The organism is Motiliproteus sp. MSK22-1, from assembly GCF_001968815.1.
Lineage (GTDB): Bacteria > Pseudomonadota > Gammaproteobacteria > Pseudomonadales > Balneatricaceae > Motiliproteus.
Map to the genome: position 1 here is coordinate 136,901 of NZ_MIEQ01000024.1, position 20,496 is coordinate 157,396.

General features: G+C 47.1%; 14 protein-coding genes and 1 riboswitch. Of the genes, 8 read left to right on the forward strand and 6 right to left on the reverse strand.

Annotated elements, in window-relative coordinates; all coding sequences use genetic code 11:
• Positions 1 to 35: 35 nt before the first annotated feature.
• Together BGP75_RS05205 and BGP75_RS05210 are read right to left on the reverse strand one after the other, a co-directional pair.
• Positions 36 to 1,166 (reverse strand): extracellular solute-binding protein, encoded by a 1,131-nt coding sequence (locus BGP75_RS05205; protein ID WP_076716116.1) that lies wholly within the window; start codon positions 1,164 to 1,166, stop codon positions 36 to 38.
• Between the two features lie 243 nt (positions 1,167 to 1,409).
• On the reverse strand, positions 1,410 to 2,753 hold the full coding sequence (locus BGP75_RS05210; RefSeq protein WP_076716119.1) for a glutamine synthetase family protein: 1,344 nt from the start codon (positions 2,751 to 2,753) through the stop codon (positions 1,410 to 1,412).
• 399 nt (positions 2,754 to 3,152) lie between these two features.
• Here BGP75_RS05210 and BGP75_RS05215 point away from each other — a divergent pair, with 399 nt between their 5' ends.
• The 3 genes from BGP75_RS05215 (at position 3,153) to BGP75_RS27170 (ending at position 7,564) form a co-directional block, all read left to right on the forward strand.
• Positions 3,153 to 4,433: an FAD-binding oxidoreductase gene (locus BGP75_RS05215; RefSeq protein WP_076716121.1), complete on the forward strand. Its 1,281-nt coding sequence runs from the start codon at positions 3,153 to 3,155 to the stop codon at positions 4,431 to 4,433.
• A gap of 119 nt (positions 4,434 to 4,552) precedes the next feature.
• Complete coding sequence (locus BGP75_RS05220; RefSeq protein ID WP_076716124.1) at positions 4,553 to 5,257, forward strand: TetR/AcrR family transcriptional regulator; 705 nt, start codon at positions 4,553 to 4,555, stop codon at positions 5,255 to 5,257.
• A 138-nt stretch (positions 5,258 to 5,395) separates the two neighbouring features.
• Positions 5,396 to 7,564 carry an EAL domain-containing protein gene (locus tag BGP75_RS27170; RefSeq protein ID WP_198939273.1) on the forward strand — a complete coding sequence of 723 codons (2,169 nt, stop codon included), beginning with the start codon at positions 5,396 to 5,398 and terminating at the stop codon, positions 7,562 to 7,564.
• 134 nt (positions 7,565 to 7,698) lie between these two features.
• Here BGP75_RS27170 and BGP75_RS27000 read toward each other — a convergent pair whose 3' ends face one another.
• Together BGP75_RS27000 and murI are read right to left on the reverse strand one after the other, a co-directional pair.
• Positions 7,699 to 7,875, reverse strand: a complete 177-nt coding sequence (locus tag BGP75_RS27000; protein WP_158070065.1) for a hypothetical protein — start codon at positions 7,873 to 7,875, stop codon at positions 7,699 to 7,701.
• 129 nt (positions 7,876 to 8,004) lie between these two features.
• Positions 8,005 to 8,850, reverse strand: coding sequence for a glutamate racemase (murI, locus tag BGP75_RS05240; protein WP_076716126.1), 846 nt, complete (start codon positions 8,848 to 8,850; stop codon positions 8,005 to 8,007).
• Between the two features lie 197 nt (positions 8,851 to 9,047).
• A riboswitch (cobalamin riboswitch) is annotated at positions 9,048 to 9,323 on the forward strand.
• 123 nt (positions 9,324 to 9,446) lie between these two features.
• On the opposite strand from murI, the gene BGP75_RS05245 reads away from it, so the two are divergent.
• Positions 9,447 to 12,443 (forward strand): ribonucleoside-diphosphate reductase subunit alpha, encoded by a 2,997-nt coding sequence (locus BGP75_RS05245; RefSeq protein WP_083704634.1) that lies wholly within the window; start codon positions 9,447 to 9,449, stop codon positions 12,441 to 12,443.
• A gap of 22 nt (positions 12,444 to 12,465) precedes the next feature.
• Complete coding sequence (locus BGP75_RS05250) at positions 12,466 to 13,596, forward strand: ribonucleotide-diphosphate reductase subunit beta (protein ID WP_083704635.1); 1,131 nt, start codon at positions 12,466 to 12,468, stop codon at positions 13,594 to 13,596.
• A gap of 212 nt (positions 13,597 to 13,808) precedes the next feature.
• On the opposite strand, the gene BGP75_RS05255 is transcribed toward BGP75_RS05250, so the two are convergent.
• Together BGP75_RS05255 and BGP75_RS05260 are read right to left on the reverse strand one after the other, a co-directional pair.
• Positions 13,809 to 15,302, reverse strand: a complete 1,494-nt coding sequence (locus BGP75_RS05255; RefSeq protein WP_076716128.1) for an aldehyde dehydrogenase — start codon at positions 15,300 to 15,302, stop codon at positions 13,809 to 13,811.
• A gap of 108 nt (positions 15,303 to 15,410) precedes the next feature.
• Positions 15,411 to 16,781 carry a glutamine synthetase family protein gene (locus tag BGP75_RS05260; protein ID WP_076716131.1) on the reverse strand — a complete coding sequence of 457 codons (1,371 nt, stop codon included), beginning with the start codon at positions 16,779 to 16,781 and terminating at the stop codon, positions 15,411 to 15,413.
• A gap of 625 nt (positions 16,782 to 17,406) precedes the next feature.
• Here BGP75_RS05260 and BGP75_RS05270 point away from each other — a divergent pair.
• From BGP75_RS05270 to BGP75_RS05280, 3 genes are read left to right on the forward strand one after another with little or no spacing between them, the layout of a single operon-like run.
• Positions 17,407 to 18,555, forward strand: coding sequence for an ABC transporter ATP-binding protein (locus tag BGP75_RS05270; protein ID WP_083704636.1), 1,149 nt, complete (start codon positions 17,407 to 17,409; stop codon positions 18,553 to 18,555).
• Positions 18,552 to 19,454 (forward strand): ABC transporter permease subunit, encoded by a 903-nt coding sequence (locus BGP75_RS05275; protein ID WP_076716137.1) that lies wholly within the window; start codon positions 18,552 to 18,554, stop codon positions 19,452 to 19,454. Before BGP75_RS05270 ends, BGP75_RS05275 begins: the two co-directional genes overlap by 4 nt.
• Positions 19,454 to 20,284 carry an ABC transporter permease subunit gene (locus BGP75_RS05280; protein ID WP_076716140.1) on the forward strand — a complete coding sequence of 277 codons (831 nt, stop codon included), beginning with the start codon at positions 19,454 to 19,456 and terminating at the stop codon, positions 20,282 to 20,284. The genes BGP75_RS05275 and BGP75_RS05280 overlap by 1 nt, the downstream gene beginning before the upstream one ends.
• Positions 20,285 to 20,496: the final 212 nt, after the last annotated feature.

Sequence of the window (20,496 nt, forward strand, 5' to 3'; positions counted from 1 at the left end):
GCAGGATACTGAAACTAAAAACAGGCCTGGATTTCTTAGCGACCGGATTTAAAGTCGGTCCACAGCCGTGTAATTACGCGGTCAATTTTTTTAGGCAGGACTTTGAAAGAAAACAGTTTTGCTCTAACATCCTCTGGTGGAAATATGCTGACATCGTTGACAATTTCTTTATCGACCAGCCCCAGTGATTGATTGTTGGCATTCGCGTAAGCCACATAATTGGTAATATCAGCAATTACATCTGGGCGCATAAGGAAGTTAACGAACTTGTGAGCATTTTCTGCATTCCTGGCATCGGCAGGAATCGCTAGCATGTCAAACCAAACCGCGGTTCCTTCTTTGGGAATGCTGTAGGCTACATTAACCCCATTATCACTTTCTTCGGCCCGTGTGGCCGCCTGAATGATGTCTCCAGACCAGCCTACGGCTACGCAGATATCACCATTGGCAAGATCATTAATATATTGTGAAGAGTGGAAGTAAGTTATATGAGGGCGAATTCCTTTTAACAATTGTCCAGCAGGGGCGCTTTTTTTATAGTCGCTTTTATTAAAACTGTTTGGATCCATCCCCGAGTAGTGCAGGGCCAGAGGAATAATCTCTGTGGGGGCGTCGAGGATTGCAACCCCGCAGGAGGAAAGCTTGGCAACGTTCTCTGGCTTGAAAATAAGGTCCCAGCTATCGACAGGGGCATCTTCTCCAAGGGCTTCCTTTACTTTCTCAACGTTGTAACCGATTCCGGTAGTACCCCAGAGATAGGGAATACCATGACGATTATCCGGATCTACTTCGGTAAGAACTTTCATCAGGCCGGAATCAAGGTTTTTATAGTTGGGAAGCTTGCTTCGATCCAGTGGCTGGAAGACCCCTGCCATGATCTGACGTCCCAAAAATGAAGATGTAGGCACGACAAGGTCAAACCCGGAGCTACCAGACAGTAACTTTGCTTCAAGAACTTCATTGCTGTCGAAGACATCGTAGGTGACCTCAATGCCGGTTTCTTTTTCAAATTTCTCAATCGTTTCCGGCGCAATATAGTCGGACCAGTTATAGAATTTCAATTCCTGCTTGGCTTCGGCCTGCACGGTGACTGCCAGAGTCAAAGCGAGGGTAGACACCAAAGTCGATACAGGCAGCCTGAAACGAGGGGTGATTGAGTTAGTCATAGTATTAACCTTTGTTCTACTTATTTTAAGTGGGGTCAATACAGGTCTCAGCAATCACAATCGAGGTGTGATTGCGAGCCCGCACCTTTAAATCATTTGCCGCGAATGTAGCTGTGATGGCTCACTGATTCTGACGGCATATCTCATCACTGTTTATAAGGTATGTTCTTCATAGGTTCCGGTGATATACCCCCTGAGGTATATATTGGTGTTTTTTGGAGAGGGGGGGACACTCTGGGTTCCTCAAACGTTAAGCAGCAGATGTTCTCTTTCCCAGGAACTGATGACCTGGTTGAATGTTTCGAATTCAGCGGTTTTGACGCCAATATAGGCTTTGACGAACCGCTCGCCAAGAATGTCTTTCAGCGGCTCACATTCATCCAGTAGTTGCAGTCCTTCAACCAGTGTTCTTGCCACTTCTATCTTGTCGCCTGGTGAAAAAGACATCCCTTCTACGGGGGCTAAGGGTTCAATCTTCTCTTTCATGCCGAGGTAGCCGCATGCCAGAGAAAGGGCGATGGCAAGATAAGGGTTGGAATCAGCCCCAGGAAAGCGGTTTTCTATTCGGGTAGCCGCCGGATCACTTGCTGGAGAGCGTAACCCTGTGGTTCGGTTGTCAATCCCCCAGTGCATGTTTACCGGTGCAGATATGTCGGGTACAAAACGTCGGTAGGAATTAACATTGGGGGCAAAGAAGCTGATCGCATAAGGTACGTATCGCTGTAGTCCGCCCATAAAGTGATAAAACGTCTTGCTGTAATTACCGTTTTCTCCGGCGAATACGTTATTTCCTGTCTTGTTATCGATCAGACTTTGATGGATATGCATTGAACTGCCGGGCTCATGCTCCATTGGTTTAGCCATAAATGTTGCGTAGATATCGTGTTTTAACGCAGTTTCACGTAGTGTCCGCTTGAATGCAAAAACCTGATCTGCCAGGTTCATCGGGTCACCGTGGAGAAAGTTTATCTCCATCTGTGCGGCACCGGATTCGTGGATCAGCGTATCCACATCCAGACCTTGAGTATCGCAGTAACTGTACAGAGTATCGATAATCGGATTAAATTCATTGACCGCGTCAATGCTATAGGATTGACGGGCGGTTTCTCTTCTTCCAGAGCGCCCAATGGCGGATTTCAGCTCATAATCCGGATCCAGATTACGTTGTAGCAGGTAGAACTCGACCTCTGGAGCAATAATCGGCGACAGGCCGGCTTCCTTATAGAGATTCAGCACACGCCTTAATATACCGCGGGTAGAAAGAGGGTGAACATTGCCTTCAGCATCGTAGCAGTCGTTGATAATCTGGGCTGTCGGCTCATCAGCCCAAGGTACCAGGCGCAGGGTCGATAAGTCAGGAACCAGGATCATGTCCCGATCAGAGGTGTGTACCAGTTCATCATGATTATCTGCCCAGTCGCCGGTGACGGTCTGGACTAAAATTGCTTCTGGTATGCGACCACTTTCTTCCGCCAGAAACTTTCTGGTTGGATAAAATTTTCCGCGGGCATTACCGGTCATATCAGGAATCGTAGACTCGATTTCAGTAATGTTATTTTCTCTAAGAAAGCTCTCTAAGGCTTCCATAAGTCACCTATGGGTTTGGTTTCTGCTTTAGTTATCTTTATTTTGGCTGGCCATTGGAAGTTTGCCGGGTTTTCTAAGAAATCTCTGGATCCACCTGTTTTCTGTCATAGTACAGGACAAGCCGATCGAGTCATCAGGATGACGATCGGTGTTTAGGACTTTGTTAGTCTGCCAGCTGTTGTGTGAAGCGCTTCCCCTCTCCCAATCACCTTGTTTTTTGTCTAATCGAATTATTATTCGATTTAAAGGCTATATCATGATTTTTTTCAAATCAATAGTAAGTTGTAAAAAACTACACAAATAGTGCTTGATAAGGGTGTTTAATCGAATTAATATTCGATTTTAAGATTCTGTTTTATGTGCCTTTATCGTTTTTGTAGTTGAGGCAAGGAGTGGGTGATGAGCTTAGACGGTTATGAGTCTTCCTATTACGTTGACAGTGCCAACGAAAAAGATGACTACCCGATACTTCAGGGTGAGCAGGCTGCCGATGTATGCGTGATAGGAGGCGGTTTTACTGGTCTGTCAGCGGCCTTGCACTTGTCTCAGAAAGGTTACCAGGTTGTTCTGTTGGATGCAGAGCGGGTGGGTTGGGGAGCCTCGGGTCGTAATGGCGGTCAGGTCGGGGCTGGTCATTGTATGGATCAGGCTGAGCTTGAGGCCAAAGTTGGCGTTGATCATGCGCGAAAACTCTGGGATATGTCACTTGAATCTGTGGAACTGGTAAAAAAACTGGTCAGTGAATATCAAATCCACTGTGATTTAAAACCAGGAATATTACATGCCGCAGCCAAATCTTCTGTTAATGCCGGTTACCAAAAAAATGTCGATAAGCTCAGAAAAGAATATGGCTATGAAGGGGTCCGGTATGTCCCCGAGACGGAAATGGAAGAGATGCTCGGTACTAAGCGCTATTTTGCTGGAGAGCTTTGGCAGGAAGGGGCTCATCTGCACCCTTTGAATTACGCTTTGGGGTTGGCTAAGGCCGCTGCTAATGCAGGGACTCGCATTTACGAAAAGAGTCGTGTCAGCGGGTATAAAGCCGGCAATACTGCTGAAATAACCACAACTCAGGGACTGGTAAAGGCCAAATATATTTTGCTGGCCTGTAATGGCTATCTTGGAAAGTTAGAACCGAAGATCGCCGGTAAGATTATGCCGATCAATAATTTTATTCTGGCTACTGAACCTCTTGGCGAAGATCGCGCACGGGAATTGATTCGTGATGATGTGGCGGTGGCTGACTCCAAGTTTGTTATTAACTATTTTCGTTTGTCCGCAGATCACCGGATGCTCTGGGGGGGAGGGGAGAACTACACCAGCCGTTTTCCCAGTGATATCAAGAGCTTTGTCAGAAAATACATGTTGGATATTTATCCTCAGCTGGCGGATGTGAAAATTGATTACGGCTGGGGCGGGACCTTGGCTATTACGCTCAACCGTATGCCTCACTTTGATCGGATTGAAAACAACATATTTGTTGCTCAGGGGTATTCTGGTCATGGAGTCGCATTGGCCACATTAGGGGGCAAGCTTATGGCCGATGCAATAGCAGGAACGGCTGAGAAGTTTGATCAGTTTGCTCAAGTGCCTACACCCACATTCCCCGGAGGTACTTTGTTGCGTTGGCCGGGATTAGTTGCCGGAATGCTGTATTACGCGCTGAGAGATCGGTTTTAATAAGCGAATGTCAGGATAGTATTGACTTATTGATGCCACTGTTTTGCTTTATAATTGCTCACCTGGTAATTGAAGCCCAAGTTGTTCGGGTATTTTAACAATGGTGAATAATCATAATAATGGAAAGTGATCAGCCTAGAGGTAACCTGCCATCGGCCAATAAGAAGGCCGAAGAATATTTGACGCCAAGGCGTGACCCGGTGCAACAGCGGTCACGGCAGCGAGCTCAGCAGATCATCGATGTTACCGGGGAGTTGTTGGAGCGAGTAGGTTTTGATGACCTTAACACCACTTTGATCGCTAAAGAAGTGGGGATTTCTGTAGGTACGCTCTATCATTATTTCCCGAACAAGCATGCGATTCTGTACGCGATGGGCCTTCGGTGGCTGGATGGCATTGAAGCGATTCTGGGACAGATCGATAAGTGGCCGTTGGAAGAGCTGCTGCTTGAAGATGCAGTGGATCGTCTGATTACGCTTAATTTTAAAGTATATAAAAAGCAAAAAGCGATACTGACGCTGGTCCAGGCAATGTTTTCTGTCCCCGAATTGCGTGAGCTGGACATGCAGCATGATGAGCTGATTATTTCTCGAATGGCTCTGGTCTTTAAACGCCTCGGGATTCACAAGCACATTACAGAAAGGGAGCGTCTTGCGCGTTTCTATCTGGAAATGACTCATAGCCTTTTTCTGGTGCTGGTCAATCAAACAGGGGAGCGGGCAAAGCGAACACTGAGCGACCTTAAGCTAATGGCCTATACGTTGTTGGCGCAGCATCACAAAGAGCTTGTTGACCTTCCAACTAGGTTCCCCTGGGATACTTAAAAACCTCAAAAAAAAATCTAATCTGCTTTTTTAGTTCATTCTTATCAATATTTTACTAAACTAACCTCTGCTGTTGATATCAAGCACTCTGTGGCTGTGTCGTCCGAGTGATTGCTGGTGTAGAGGGTATATGAGGCTATGAATGACAACCAGACCAGTAAAACCTTCCTTATCGTCGACGATGATCCGCTTATCCTGCGGGCGCTACAGTTTGCAATTGTAGGAATGGGGTATCCCAATGTTCTGCTGGCTGATACTGCTGAAAAGGCGCTGGCCTATGTCAGTAGCTCTTCCCCTCAAATAGATATTGTAATGGCTGATCTCAGTATGCCAGGACGTGGCGGCATTGATTTATTGCGGGATTTCGCCACATTGGGATTTGGCGGCGACATCATCCTTTTTAGTGGTGCCGATAGAGAGACAATCGATGCAGCTGAGCGTCTTGCCAATGCGCGTGGGCTCTCAATGCTGGGTACCCTGACTAAACCGGTTCAACGTGATGAGCTTGCTGCGCTGCTGATCAGAGAGCCTAACAGAGGACGATTAAAACAAGCGGCTGCTGCTGCGGAACAGGTCAGCTGTGAGCAACTGGAAAGTGCAATTCGAAGAGGGGAGTTGGTGCCTTGGTTCCAGCCGAAAGTTGATATCGCCAGCCGAGCCGTAGTTGGAGTTGAACTGTTAGCGCGTTGGCCTGATTCACCTCAGGGGCCGTTTTTTCCTGATCAGTTTATTCCGGTTGCCGAAGCAAACGGGCTGGTTGATGAACTGACTTTCAGTCTGCTCGAGCAGGCGGCTGTTATAGCGAGCGAATGGCGTCAGCAGGGGATCAACCTTAAGGTGGCTTTTAACGTCTCTATGATGAGCCTCAAGGATATCGGTTTTGCCGACCGTATCACTCAGCTGCTGTACCGGATGGGTGAAAATCATGCCAATTATCAGATGGAGGTCACTGAAAGTATCCTGGCAGAGGGGCAGGCAGATCCGCTGGATGTTCTGTTACGGATGCGGATGCAAAAACTGTCGCTGTCGATTGATGACTTCGGTACAGGCCATTCGAGTTTGACTCAGCTGCGAGACCTGCCTTTCGATGAGTTAAAGCTTGATAAGAGCTTTATTCAATCGGCGAAGACTGATCGAAAGTCCCTGGTGATTCTGGAATCCAGTGTTGATATTGCCAAGAAACTCGATATGAAGATCGTTGCTGAAGGCGTGGAAACGTTTGAAGAGTTGATCTTGGTAGAATCCCTGGGGTGTGATCAGGTTCAAGGTTATTTTATTGCCCAGCCAATGCCCGCAAGTGATGTTCCCGATTGGATTAAGTCCTGGCCACATACTCAACGAGCACTCTTTAAGATTAGAATGCAGCCGCCGAGAATACCGGATAATGAGTTCGATCGACTTCAGTCTTTGCGTAATCTCAATATCCTCGATACCGAAGCCGAAGAGCGATTTGATCGACTCACCCGCCTGGCTCAGCGGATGTTTGATATGCCGATTGTGCTGATCAGCCTGGTGGATGCCAATCGTCAATGGTTCAAGTCATGCATGGGATTGTCAGCACAGGAAACGTCCCGGGAAATTTCCTTTTGCGGCCATGCGATTCTGGAGGATCAGACATTTATTGTTAATGATGTGATGACCGACGACCGCTTCGCTGATAATCCTCTGGTGACCGGGGAGCCCTATATTCGCTTCTATGCAGGTTACCCGCTGGTTCATAGTGATGGTTCAAAGCTTGGAACGCTATGCCTGATTGATCAGGTTCCGCGAACGTTGACGGACAATGACCTGCTGGCATTTTCAGATGTGGCGCAGATGGTTGAGAGTGAGCTGGCTGCTTATCAGCGTTCAACCCTTGATGAGTTGACAGGGATTTCCAACCGACAGGGTTTTCGGATTCTGGCGGGTAAGGGGTTGCAGCAGAGTGCCCTCAGTCAAAAACCTGCCTGGTTGATCTATTTTGATCTGGATAATTTCAAATCGATCCTCGGCCGCCTTGGCCGCTCCGAGGGTGAGCGGATGCTGGTAGAGTTTAGCCAGGTACTCGGTGATATCTTTGCTGATGCTGATGTTTACGCACGTGTAGGTAACGACGCATTTGCAGCACTGCTAACGGGCATTGTTCCCCCGCAATCATTAATTAGGCGCTTACATGAGGCGCTGGATAAACGTAACAGAGAAGATCAATATCCCATCTGTTGCAGCGAAATAGCTATTTCGATCGATTATTCCACGCTCAATTCGATCGATAGTCTTTTGGATTCAGCCGAGCAGCAACTGTGCCAGCAAAGAGATGGGGATGAGTAGGTAGGGATAAGCCCTTAAAACAAAGGGCGGGCTATCGCGATTAAATCATTCCCGGATATGGGGTAAGCGGGAGATCAGTAGACTGGGCCGGGTGAAGCCCGCAATAGCCTGCCATCGAGCTGAATCAGAGTGAATTAATCTGATTCAGCTTCCTGTTTTGCAGCGTCTTTTAGCGGTCTGGCTGGTTTGGTGATTGATGTGTCGTCCAGCGGATCAATATTAAGGGGAGTCGTCTGTTGCTGAGCCGTGACACTTTTTTGATTAACCTTGGAGTGTCTGGCTTGTTTGTTCTTCATTCTTAAATAGGACATATTTTACTTTCCCTGTTTTTGGTGTCTGATTCCAAGTATCCCTGACTTCTTTATTCTAAGGAACCTGTTAACAAGTATATAATTTTTGAGGCCTGATGTTTCCTTGGGTAACTTTATGTCTGATAAGTTTCAGCAATCCCGTTGTTTGAGGGAGATATGGTTTGATTTTGATACCGTCTTATCTTTATGGAGATTGAGGTCGGCAACTACGACTTTATTGCCCCATAACTGACTTATTTTTTCTGAGGCTTGCTCTGATGCCTTGGAGCTCCAGAATTTGGTGAGACCCTGGCGGTCCTGAGGGTTAAGCAGATCACGTCTGGATAACTGTCTTTTTAATTCCAAAGAGACGGGAATGGCCGTATCAATAATGGTCGCCTTATCGCCGACGATCTGCTCTATCACAGGAGTGAGAAATGAGTAATGAGTACAGCCAAGAACAATATGATCTGCTCCTTTCGCAATAAGGGGGAGAACATAGTCTTCTGCAATTTTTAGCGTTTCGACGCTGTTGAGATTGTTCTTTTCAACCAATTCAACAAAGCGTGGGCAGGCCTGTATTTCGATATTCACTGCGGCAGAAAATTGACTCCTGAGCGCTTGGAAGCTTTCGCTGCTCAGGGTTTTTTCTGTCGCCAGAACCCCAATAATCCCCGTGTTACTTTGCAGAGCTGCTGGTTTTATACCGGGTTCAACTCCCACTATGGGGATGCTACACATTGTCCGTAATCTGTTTATTGAGTTTACGGTTGCAGTATTACAGGCAACCACAATCGCTTTGCATCCCTGCTGGGAAAGAAACGTTGTGATTATTTCGGCGCGCGCTTCAACAATTGTATTTGACTTAGAGCCGTAGGGTGAAAACTCTTGGTCGGCAACATATAGCAAGTCTTCTGAAGGAAGAATTTTTCGAACTCCAAGAGCGATTGATATGCCTCCCACTCCTGAATCGAATATTCCTACTGGCCTGTTCACTGTATAAGTTCCTTTGCTGCATCATTCAAAGTCCGGGGATTTTATACCGATCACATAGATAAGCCGAACAACTTTGAATCTGCCAGGATAGGAGGGTTATTCAGCTCTGATCGTAATTCAGGCTGTTATAAGTGCTTGCAAGAGGATTTTACTTTCTATATCTTGTGTCCTGTCTTTAAGTTACATACTACATACTGTAGTTGTGCCAGATTTTTGATTGCTTCAAAAACCAGCAACCAAAGCTCTGGCGGGGAATCCGGTGAGAATCCGGAACTGTCGCGCAACGGTATGGGAGAATAAAGATCACAGGCTTTTTTGGTTATGACAGAAAAGTAAGGCTGCATCGGGAGAATTCGTTTTCAACCGCTGGCAAGCCGTGATCCTCAATACAGTTGATTTAGTTTATACGGTAATAAATTAGATTAACGGTTTACTCCCGAGTCCGAATACCAACTGAAGATGGCAGCGGTTCTATTGTATTTAACCACTGTCTAACCTGAGCCTTCGCGTCAAAGGTCTTGAGGAAAGCCTTCTGCTGGATCGCTGTCCCTTCTGCTACGCGACGGCCTACCCAATCACGGAACTTGGGAGGCATCATGCAAACCACTGTTAATAACAGCGCTAACGTCACTAACACCACCGCTAATATCAACACCACCGCTAATACTGGCACCACCACGCAAATTACCAGGTTGTCAGATGATGATCGGTTTGAGAAGGATACTACTGAGAACCCTGGCTCTGATGCCGTAAGGATCAGCAGCTTGAGTCCTGTTAATGAGGCTTTTCGGGTGATTCGTCGTAATGGCACTGTCACTGAATTTAATCAGCAGAAAATTTCTCTGGCATTATCGCGGGCTTTTTTGGCTACTGAAGAGGGGGACGGCGCCCATTCTTTGCGTATCCAGAGTCAGGTTTCGGAAATCGCCTTGCAAGTTGTGTCAACCTTAACTCGCCGCTTTCCTGTCGGCGGAACACTGGCAATAGAGGATATTCAAGATCAGGTCGAATTAGCTTTGATGAGATCCGGGCACCATAAGGTAGCGCGTGCCTATGTTCTTTATCGTGAAGCTCATGCGCGTCGCAGAGCTGAAACGTTTGAAGACTCTCAGCAGTCACAAAGCCAGCCCATAAAGATTACCAACCAGCAAGGGGATCTTGTGTTGTTGGATATTGCCGGGCTGGAAACACAATTTGAAGAAGCTTGTCGGGGAGTGGAAGATGTTTCTGTCAGGAAATTGATGGAGCAGTTGGAACCGAATCTTTACCAGGGGATAAAAGAAACCTCGCTTTTTGAAGTGCTTGTTCTGAGTGCCAGGGCATTGATTGAGCAAGAGCCCGGATACAGTCAGGTAGCTGCGCGCTTGCTGTTAGATCAGCTGCATGCTGAGGCATTCAAGGCGCAATATTTTGAAACTGATGAAGCCCGTCAGGAGGCGTTGCAGGGGCTGAAGTTTGAAACCCGTGATGTGGATAAATTAAGGGACGAAACAGCCCATTGTTACGGCCAATATTTCATCAACTATCTAAAACTGGGGGGGGAGCATCAGTTATTGGATCCGCAGCTGTTGCAGTTTGATCTTGCTGCTATAACAGAGTCGTTGCTGCCCGAACGTGATCTGAAATTCTCTTATCTCGGTTTGCAGACTCTGTATGATCGCTATTTTATTCACCATCAGAGTTTGCGCATTGAGTTACCGCAGGCATTTTTCATGCGTGTTGCTATGGGATTGGCGATTAATGAAGTGGATCGGGAACTGCGTGCAGTTGAATTCTATAAACTGCTGTCGAGTTTTGAATTTATGTCCAGTACCCCAACGCTCTTTAACGCCGGAACCCTCAGGGCGCAGTTGTCTTCTTGCTACCTGACGACCCTGTCAGACGATCTGGATGGGATTTATTCAGCAATCAAGGATAATGCTTTGCTCTCCAAGTACGCGGGGGGGCTGGGTAACGACTGGACGCCGGTCAGAGGATTGGGGGCTCATATTAACGGGACTAACGGTAGCAGTCAGGGGGTTGTCCCGTTTCTGAAAGTTGCAAATGACACCGCTGTTGCGGTCAATCAGGGAGGCAAGCGCAAAGGAGCTGTCTGTGCCTATCTGGAAACCTGGCATATTGATATTGAAGCCTTTCTGGAGTTAAGAAAAAACACCGGTGATGAGCGTCGTCGTACTCAGGATATGAATAGCGCTAACTGGTTGCCGGATTTGTTTATGCAACGGGTGCTTGAGCAGCAACACTGGACTTTGTTTTCTCCTGATGAGGTGCCGGATCTGCATGACCTGGTGGGAGTCGCGTTTGAAAAGCGCTATCTGCAATATGAGAGTCAGGCTGCTGCCGGTGAAATTCGAATCAGCCGGCGAGTGGATGCGCAAACCCTGTGGCGTAGAATTTTGTCGACACTGTTTGAAACAGGGCACCCCTGGTTGTGTTTTAAGGATCCCTGTAACTTGCGCTACACCAACCAGCATCGTGGAGTGGTACACAGCTCTAATCTGTGCACCGAGATTACGCTACACACCTCGGCGCAGGAAATTGCCGTTTGTAATCTGGGATCGATAAACCTGGCAGCCCACGTCAGTGAAGAGCAAGGGATTGATCTGGAGCACTTAAGATGCACCGTGGTTACAGCGATGCGTATGTTGGACAACGTAGTGGATATTAACTATTACGCGGTACCGCAAGCCCGTCACTCCAATCTGCGTCACCGGCCAGTCGGGTTGGGATTAATGGGATTTCAGGATGCACTGTACAAGCAGAGAATCAGCTATGGATCGGTTGAAGCCGTTGAGTTTGCTGATCGCTCTGCTGAAGCACTGAGTTATTTTGCGATTTCCGCTTCCGCTGACCTGGCCGTTGAGAGAGGTGCCTACCCCAGCTATCAAGGATCTTTGTGGAGCAATGGCATATTGCCTTTGGATTCTATCGAACTTCTGGCTGAAAGCCGTGGAAAATATCTGGAAATGGATCGAAACAAGACCCTTGACTGGGAGCCTCTGCGGAAAAAAGTGCAGGCTCAGGGGATGCGTAATTCCAATACCCTGGCCATTGCACCTACGGCTACGATCTCCAATATCTGTGGTGTGAGTCAGTCCATTGAGCCGACTTACCAGCACCTGTTTGTAAAATCCAATCTGTCCGGTGAATTTACCCAGGTCAACCGATATTTAGTGAATGATCTGAAAAAACTGGGTCTTTGGGATCAGGTTATGGTGAATGACCTTAAATATTTTGATGGTCGAATCGCATCTATTGAGCGCATCCCAGCGTCGCTACGAGCACTTTATTCAACAGCCTTTGAGATGGATTCGCGCTGGTTGATTGAGGCGGCTTCCAGACGCCAGAAATGGTTAGATCAGTCCCAAAGCCTCAATTTGTATCTGTCTGAGGCTTCGGGGTCAAAACTTGATGAGCTATACAAATTGGCTTGGTTGAGAGGACTGAAAACAACCTATTACTTACGTACTCTGGGGGCGACCCATGTAGAAAAAGGTCATGATATGGAGGATGAGGTGACGGGAGCTGACAATGAATCTTTATTGCCAAAAGTCTGCTCGATTCTTGAACCAGACTGTGAAGCGTGCCAGTAACCCTGCCCTTGGAGATTAAGTAATGTTAAAGACCTGGAATGATCTATTGGACAGGGCTGAAATCAGCTCAGAGCAAGCGAGCCGGAATGAGTGTCAATCTTATCCTGGCGATTTGTCTGACTCTTTGCTGCTCGATTCGAGAGGTGGGGGCAGTCATGCCATTAATGCGGAAGATAAGCGGGTTATCAATGGGCAGACAGATATAAATCAGTTGGCTCCGTTCAAGTATCCCTGGGCATGGGAGTATTTTCTCAATGCCAATCGTAATCACTGGACGCCGCTGGATATTAATATGAATCAGGATATTCAGGATTATCAACAGCGGCTCAATCCCGAAGAACGCCACCTTTATGAGAATGTGCTGGCATATCTGACGACTTCTGACATTCTGGCTATGCGTAATATTGGTCTTGCCGTTATGGAAAAAATGTCTGCACCCGAATTGCAGATCTATCAGGCGCGACAGGTTTACGAAGAAGCCTTGCACACCTGGACCTACCAGCACTGTATTGAAACTCTGGGACTGGATCAAAGTGAAGTTTATAACCGTTACCGTCTGGTGCCGCAGATCTACGCCAAAATAGAAATTTGTAATCGACGCCTGGAGTCGGTATTACGACCGGATATAAACCTCAGGAACGCCGATGACCTGCAGGAATTTCTGCTTGCATATGTTTTCTTTGCTGCTGTGTTTGAAGGTTGCTGGTTTTATAACGGTTTTAGTCCGATTTTTGCTTTGCAGCGTCGAGGATTAATGCGGGGAAGCGCTGAGCAACTGCAGTACATTATGCGTGATGAAGTATTGCATGCCAGCTTTGGCATCCGTGTGATTAAGCAAATCCTCTTAGAGGAAAACGTTTGTCTGGACCCTGTTTCAATGAAACAGATGTGGGAAGAGGCTGAGGCTGCTGAGCGGGCCTATGCGAAATTTTTATTACCTCAGCCAATACTTGGCTATAGCGCAGATCAGCATATTGGGCAGTTTCGTTTTATGGCTAATCGACGTAGTCGGCAACTTGGAATTGAAGAGCCGTTTGCTGGTACACAAAATTTTCTTCCCTGGCTGGATGAGCAAGCCAATTTACGCAAGGAAAAGAATTTTTTTGAAACCCGGGTAACGGAATATCAGACTGGGGCAGGGCTAAAATGGTGACTTCTGTTGAGTAGGAACCTAATTGCCGTACGAACAGCTACTACAGTCTGCAACCTGTTACGTTGCTCTTTGTTATTTGGCCAGTTGCCGCGGTCAACCAATAGCTATAGAGGGTCAAGCAGACCACAAACTATCACTACTTGGTAGATTGTTTGATCCCTGCCCGGCAGGGATCAAACAGATCTGAGCGTTTGATTGGCTCTTCGAGAGGGCTATTCGAATTCGATCCAGGTCGTTTTCAGTTCGGTGTAGTCATCAAAGGCATGCATCGATTTATCGCGACCATTACCGGACTCTTTGAAGCCTCCAAAGGGAACGGTGATATCACCGCCAAAATAATTATTAATCCCCATGGTGCCGGTGCGGACTGCCGCTGCTACCTTGTGGGCCGTGTTTATGTTTCGGCTCCAGACGGCACCTGCTAGCCCATAAGGGGAATCGTTGGCGATAGAAACGGCGTCTGCTGCATCGTCAAAGGGAATGGCTGATATTACCGGGCCAAAAATTTCTTCACGGGCAATGCGCATCTGATTATTGGCACCGGAAAAAATTGTAGCCTGGTGATAATGACCACCACTTTCGGCTAAAACCTGAGCTCCGCCACAGGCCAGTTGTGCTCCTTCTTCAAGCCCCAGGGAAACATACTGACTGATCGTATCAAATTGATTTTTGTCGATAACAGGCCCCATGCGGGTTGCCGGGTCCAGAGCGTTACCGGGTATCCAGCCTTTGGATTTTTCTACAACTCGCTCAAGAAATTCATCGTAGATGCTTTGCTCAATCAACAGGCGAGTTCCTGCAGTGCAGGTCTGACCACAATTGTAAAATCCTGCGATAGCCGCCAGGCTGGCTGCTTTTTCCAGATTGGCGTCGGCAAAGATAATATTGGCACTTTTGCCCCCAAGCTCCAGGAAAGTTCGCTTCAGGTTGGACTGACCTGAGTACTGGGTCAGTAATTTGCCGACTGCTGTTGAGCCCGTGAAGGTTTGTCCGTCTACATCCTGGTGCAGACACAGGTGTTGACCCAGAATAGGGCCGTCACCGGGTAGCACATTAAGTACCCCATCGGGAATGCCCGCTTCGCTGGCAAGTTGGGCGATGCGAAGAGCGGTTAAAGGAGTCTTGGGGTCAGGTTTGAGGATCACTGAGTTTCCGGTAGCCAATGCCGGAGCGAGCTTCCAGGCGGTGGTGGTCATCGGGTAGTTCCAGGGCACTATAGCGACAATGACTCCGAGCGGCAGACGGGTAACAAGCGCCAGAGAGTCCTGTCCGGTTGGAGCTATCTGTTCATAGGCTTTATCAATAGCTTCACCGGTCCAGCGAATGGTGTTGGCAGCACTGGGGATATCACTATTGAGAGTATCGCTGATGGGTTTGCCGGCATTTAGAGATTCCAGCAGTGCCAGTTCTTGCAGATTTTGTTCTATCAGCTCTGCCCAGCGAATCAATACTTTCTTCCGCTCCATCGGTGGCATTTTTGACCATACCCCTGATTCAAACGATTTGCGGGCGACCTTGACTGCTTGATCAGCATCTTCCGGGCCGCAAAGAGCAACATCTGCTAATTTCTGGCCGTTTGAAGGATTCATGCACTCACTTGTACGGCCTGACAGTGCACTTACATATTGGCCGTCGATAAAGGCTCTTCCCTCAATTTGTAAACTGTCGGCACGGGATTGCCAGTCTGAATAGGTCATGTTGCTCATGGTTGCATACCTTTACTTATTTTGCCTGTTGTCTATTTTGGCGGTAACGTCGCTCAGGAGTGGTTGTTTTGTAATCATGTATTGTTTTAGAGACTCTAGCGCTTGGAACTACACTGTGGTCAGATACCACTGAGATTCCAGTTGGCTGATATGGCGCTCAAACTCCGAAAGCTCTTCTTCCTTGCAGGTTACGTAAAGATCAATAAATTCTGAAGATAAGTATGATCTCAGGATTTCATTTTGTTTCAGTATTTCCAACGCTTCAAACAGGCGGGTAGGTAAACCAACACCGTCTTGTTCAAACGCATTACCTTCTGTTCTTGGCCGGGGCTGTATTTTTTCGCTGATGCCATAGTGAATCGAAGCTAGTATAGCTGCCATGACCAAATAGGGATTGGCATCGGCACCTGCTACTCGGTGTTCAATACGTTTAGCAGCATCAGTGCTTGCCGGTATCCGTACGGATACGGTGCGATTATCCAGTCCCCAGTTTGGAGACATAGGGACATAATATTCGGGGCGCAAACGGCGGAAAGAGTTTACGTTGGGGCAAAACAGCCCCATGGAAGCCGGCATCTGCTGTAGTAGTCCACCAACAGCGTATTCCATTAGTTTACTGTAAGGTTGGCCCGGTTCTGCAAGAATATTGTTGCCCTGTTCATCGATAATACTGACATGGACATGTAAGCCACTGCCTGCTTCTTCCTCGTAGGGCTTGGCCATAAAAGAGGCTTCCATACCATGCCTTTCGGCTACGGCTTTGATCACTCGTTTAAGCAGAATTGCATTGTCGCAGGCGGCAAGGGGGTCGTCCTGATGCTTGAGGTTGATTTCAAACTGACCCGGTGCGTATTCTGCTACGGCAGCATCGGCAGGAATGCCTTGCTCGGCAGTAGTTTTGGCGATTTCCTCCAGAAAGTCATTGTATTCGTCTAACACATTAGTCGCGTAGACTTGAGTGTGCTGTTCGCGCTTCCCTGTTTTTGGGGAAAGGGGGGGCTGAGGCTGATTCGATTTGTTCCGTTGGCGGTCAATCAGGTAAAACTCAAGCTCCACTGCGACCACAGGTGTGAGTTTCATCGCTTTAAAATGCGAAAGAACGCTAGTCAATATATGGCGGGGATCACCAAAAAATGGTGACCCATCAGCTTCGTACATGCTCAATAATGTCTGAGCCATCGGTCGCTGTTGCCAGGGAGCAACTTTCAGGTGATTGGATTGAGGAAGGCAAAACCGGTCGGGTTCACCAATTTTTAAACCCAGTCCGCAGGCTTCGACAGTTTTTCCGGTAATATCTAATGAGAAGAGTGAAGCCGGGATCGATATGCCGTCTTCATAGCTTTTTAATAGACTCTCTCTTTCAATCCGCTTTCCACGGGTTATGCCATTCAAGTCACAGATCAGTAAATCTATCGCTTCAACGCTCGGGTTTTGCGCAAGAAAATCAATTGCTTCGGTATTTTTTGCTATCGCTGACATTGGAATCGCCTTTTAGTGTTTCGACAATGATTTTCTTCAGTGAAGAATTTATTGTTATATTTTCCAAGATTGTTTGCAGTTGCTGAGTGATCAATATATTGCTCAAAATATGTGTAAACGTTAGATCAATAGTTAATTCTGGTCAAGCGCTTTGTTGATCTTTTGGGCCTGTTCTTAAAGGGTTCTAAGGTTTTCTATAAGTATTTTTTACGAATGGTAAGTGTAAAGTAATAGTCTATAAAATTGTTGTATCCGTTTTTTTGCTGCGGTATGGTGCTTACAGTCGGTGAAGAATATAAACAACAAATTTTGTTTTTAGTGTTGGCTGCTTTTAGAACAGTGAAGTGTTTTGGTGTTGAATGGTTCTGAGGGTGGATGATCTGAGTGCTGGGCTGATCCGGGTCTGGATTTCAGGGAGCATCGACATTACTTCAGGGTGTTGCCTAGATGGAAAGCCTTTGAACCAGGCTAACGAGAACAGATTGGGGGCTGGTCAGAGGTTTTTTCGGAGCTTGTTCTCGGGCTGCTGTTCAGGGTTGCCTGCTAAGGTGGTCTTTATGAAATTATTAGCTGAGCCCCATGAGATCAGGATGTGAGTCAAATATTAGAATAAAAGGATCCTGTTATGACTGACCAAGCGATCAATGCGGATATTCTCGACGACAGTCGAAAACCTGTTGAAGCATTGAGCGATGCATTGTTATCAATCCGAAATGTTACCAAAGCTTTTGGTGAGGCTGTTGCCGTCAGAGATTTTTCTCTCTCAATTCAGAGAGGAGAAATATTTGCGCTGCTGGGAGGTTCCGGGTGCGGAAAGTCGACGCTTTTGCGAATGTTGGCTGGATTTGAGACACCGACCTCTGGAGGCATTTTTTTGGAGGGTAGTGATGTTGCCGGGACTCCTCCTCACAAACTTCCTTTCAATATGATGTTTCAATCTTATGCGCTCTTTCCTCATATGTCGGTTGAAAAGAATATTGCCTATGGCTTAAAGCAGGAACGTATGCCTGCAGATGAAATCAGTACTCGTGTGGATGAATTACTGCGTATGGTCCATATGTCTGAGTTTCGCTCACGTAAACCACACCAGTTATCTGGCGGTCAGCGTCAGCGGGTGGCACTGGCTCGTAGTCTGGCTAAACGGCCAAAACTTCTATTACTGGATGAACCGATGGGGGCATTGGACAAGAAGCTCCGAAATGAGATGCAGCTGGAAGTTGTTGAGATAATCAAACAGGTTGGGGTGACCTGTGTGATGGTCACTCATGATCAGGAAGAAGCCATGACCATGGCGGACCGTATCGGAATTATGAATCATGGTGAATTGGTTCAGGTGGGGACGCCTCATAATGTTTACGAATTTCCTAATTGTCGCTACACCGCTGAATTTATCGGTTCAGTTAATCTTTTTGATGGCCGGGTGATTGAAGAGGAGCCTGATCACGTCATTATTCAAGCCCATGCAATGGAGAGAAATATCTTTATTGATCACGGCATTAGTGGTCCTTCAGGTCAGAATGTCAGTGTCGCTATTCGCCCTGAAAAAATGACCTTTAGCAAAACCCGACCGCAAGCGGATAGCAATTGGACTGAAGGAACGATTGCAGAGATAGCCTATTTGGGTGGCCACTCTGTCTACCATGTCGAATTACCTTCAAATCTTGTTATTCAGGCTGTTCGCTCGAATGCCGAACGTCGTGAGGTTCAATACCGTATGAATGACCCGGTTTATGTAAGTTGGAATGCCGACAGTGCGGTGGTATTGGACTCATGAATAAATTACTGAAAAAACTGATTCCGGATGCTCGTACAGGTGTAGTCGCCATACCTTATGTTTGGCTGCTGCTGTTTTTCCTTATGCCGTTTCTGATCGTATTCCAGATCAGTTTCGCTGAGAGTGAAATATCTATTCCGCCCTATTCAGCCATTGTTGAGTATGTGGATGAGGTTCTGACCTTTAACCTCAATCTTGGCAACTTTTTGCTGTTGTTGGAGGATGATCTTTATTTTGTTGCCTATCTCAGCTCTGTAAAGATTGCGCTTATTTCCACATTTATCTGCTTATTGATCAGTTATCCCATGGCTTACGCCATTGCCCGTGCTGAACCTCGTACCCGTAATATCTTGTTGATGTTGGTTGTGCTGCCGTCCTGGACATCCTTTCTGATTCGGATTTATGCCTGGATTGGCCTGCTTAAGAATAACGGCCTGATTAATAATATGCTGATCGGTGCTGGCATTATTGATGAGCCCATACATCTTCTGCACACTGATTTCGCTGTGTATCTGGGCATTGTTTATGCTTATTTACCTTTTATGGTACTGCCTATTTATTCCAATCTGATTAAGCTGGACGGCTCCTTGCTTGAAGCCTCTGCAGATCTGGGTGCCAAGCCCTGGAAGACATTCTTTACCGTTACCCTTCCTTTATCCAAAGCTGGAATTATTGCTGGCTCAATGCTGGTATTTATTCCTGTCGTTGGTGAGTTCGTGATACCGGAGCTGCTGGGAAGTCCCAGTACGTTGATGATTGGAAAAGTACTTTGGCAGGAGTTTTTCAATAATCGCGACTGGCCGGTTGCGGCTGCGGTAGCCATGGTGATGCTGGGATTGCTGCTTATTCCGATTGTGCTGTTTAACCGTTATCAGTTAAAAGAGATGGAGACGCAGTAATGAGTAAACGATTTGATTTTTCCAATCTGATACTGTGGCTGGGCTTGTTGTTTTTGTATATCCCCATGTTGATCCTGATTATCTATTCCTTTAATGAATCCCGGCTGGTTACTGTCTGGGGTGGGTTTTCAACTAAGTGGTATTTCGAGCTACTCAAGGATGAACAAATGCTGTCGGCTATCTGGATGAGCTTACGCATCGCCTTTATGTCAGCCACCATGGCGGTCGTTTTGGGAACTCTGGCTGCGTTTGTGATGGTTCGCTTTGGACGTTTTCGAGGTCATACCCTATTCGGGGGTATGTTGACAGCTCCGCTGGTGATGCCAGAAGTTATTACCGGACTTTCCCTGTTACTGCTGTTTGTCTCTATGGGACAAATGATTGGTTGGCCTGCCGAACGGGGAATGACCACCGTGTGGATTGCTCACACCACTTTTTGTACTGCTTATGTTGCAATTGTGGTGAATGCCCGACTGAGAGAGATGGATCTTTCGATAGAAGAAGCGGCGATGGATCTTGGTGCAACACCGGTAAAAGTTTTCTTTCAAATTATGGTGCCGATTATCGCACCAGCGCTTCTGTCGGGCTGGCTGCTGGCCTTTACTCTCTCTTTGGACGACCTGGTTATTGCCAGTTTCGTTGCTGGTCCAGGATCGACAACGCTGCCAATGGTGGTTTTTTCCAGCGTCAGATTGGGCGTCAGCCCTAAAATTAATGCATTGGCAACCCTGATCATTCTGTCAGTCAGCTTTTTTGTCTTCCTGGCCTGGTGGTTTTCCCGTCGTGCTGAAAAGAAAGCGCTGCGCGAAATGCGGGAAATGATGGAGTGACACTGAGCGTGATAGAATCCCTCTGCGTCTATTGTCCGTCTGTTAGGACCCGCAGAGAACACAGAGGACTTATTCAGAGGTTCCCGATTCATGGTATTAACCGGGAATCCGCTGGAGCTTGTATCTGATAAGCCTCTGTCTGCAAATAGTAGAAACAGGTTGTTGAGTTGTATCGGTTTTGAAGTTATCGACCACTGTTTGTTAAATTAGGA

Coding starts and splice junctions, on each gene's coding strand:
- BGP75_RS05270 (WP_083704636.1), top strand. CDS start 17,407: ATGACTGACCAAGCGATCAATGCGGATATTCTCGACGACAGTCGAAAA.
- BGP75_RS05210 (WP_076716119.1), bottom strand. CDS start 2,753: ATGGAAGCCTTAGAGAGCTTTCTTAGAGAAAATAACATTACTGAAATC.
- BGP75_RS05280 (WP_076716140.1), top strand. CDS start 19,454: ATGAGTAAACGATTTGATTTTTCCAATCTGATACTGTGGCTGGGCTTG.
- BGP75_RS05220 (WP_076716124.1), top strand. CDS start 4,553: ATGGAAAGTGATCAGCCTAGAGGTAACCTGCCATCGGCCAATAAGAAG.
- BGP75_RS05255 (WP_076716128.1), bottom strand. CDS start 15,302: ATGAGCAACATGACCTATTCAGACTGGCAATCCCGTGCCGACAGTTTA.
- BGP75_RS05275 (WP_076716137.1), top strand. CDS start 18,552: ATGAATAAATTACTGAAAAAACTGATTCCGGATGCTCGTACAGGTGTA.
- BGP75_RS05260 (WP_076716131.1), bottom strand. CDS start 16,781: ATGTCAGCGATAGCAAAAAATACCGAAGCAATTGATTTTCTTGCGCAA.
- BGP75_RS05245 (WP_083704634.1), top strand. CDS start 9,447: ATGCAAACCACTGTTAATAACAGCGCTAACGTCACTAACACCACCGCT.
- BGP75_RS05250 (WP_083704635.1), top strand. CDS start 12,466: ATGTTAAAGACCTGGAATGATCTATTGGACAGGGCTGAAATCAGCTCA.
- BGP75_RS05215 (WP_076716121.1), top strand. CDS start 3,153: ATGAGCTTAGACGGTTATGAGTCTTCCTATTACGTTGACAGTGCCAAC.
- BGP75_RS27000 (WP_158070065.1), bottom strand. CDS start 7,875: ATGTCCTATTTAAGAATGAAGAACAAACAAGCCAGACACTCCAAGGTT.
- BGP75_RS27170 (WP_198939273.1), top strand. CDS start 5,396: ATGAATGACAACCAGACCAGTAAAACCTTCCTTATCGTCGACGATGAT.
- BGP75_RS05205 (WP_076716116.1), bottom strand. CDS start 1,166: ATGACTAACTCAATCACCCCTCGTTTCAGGCTGCCTGTATCGACTTTG.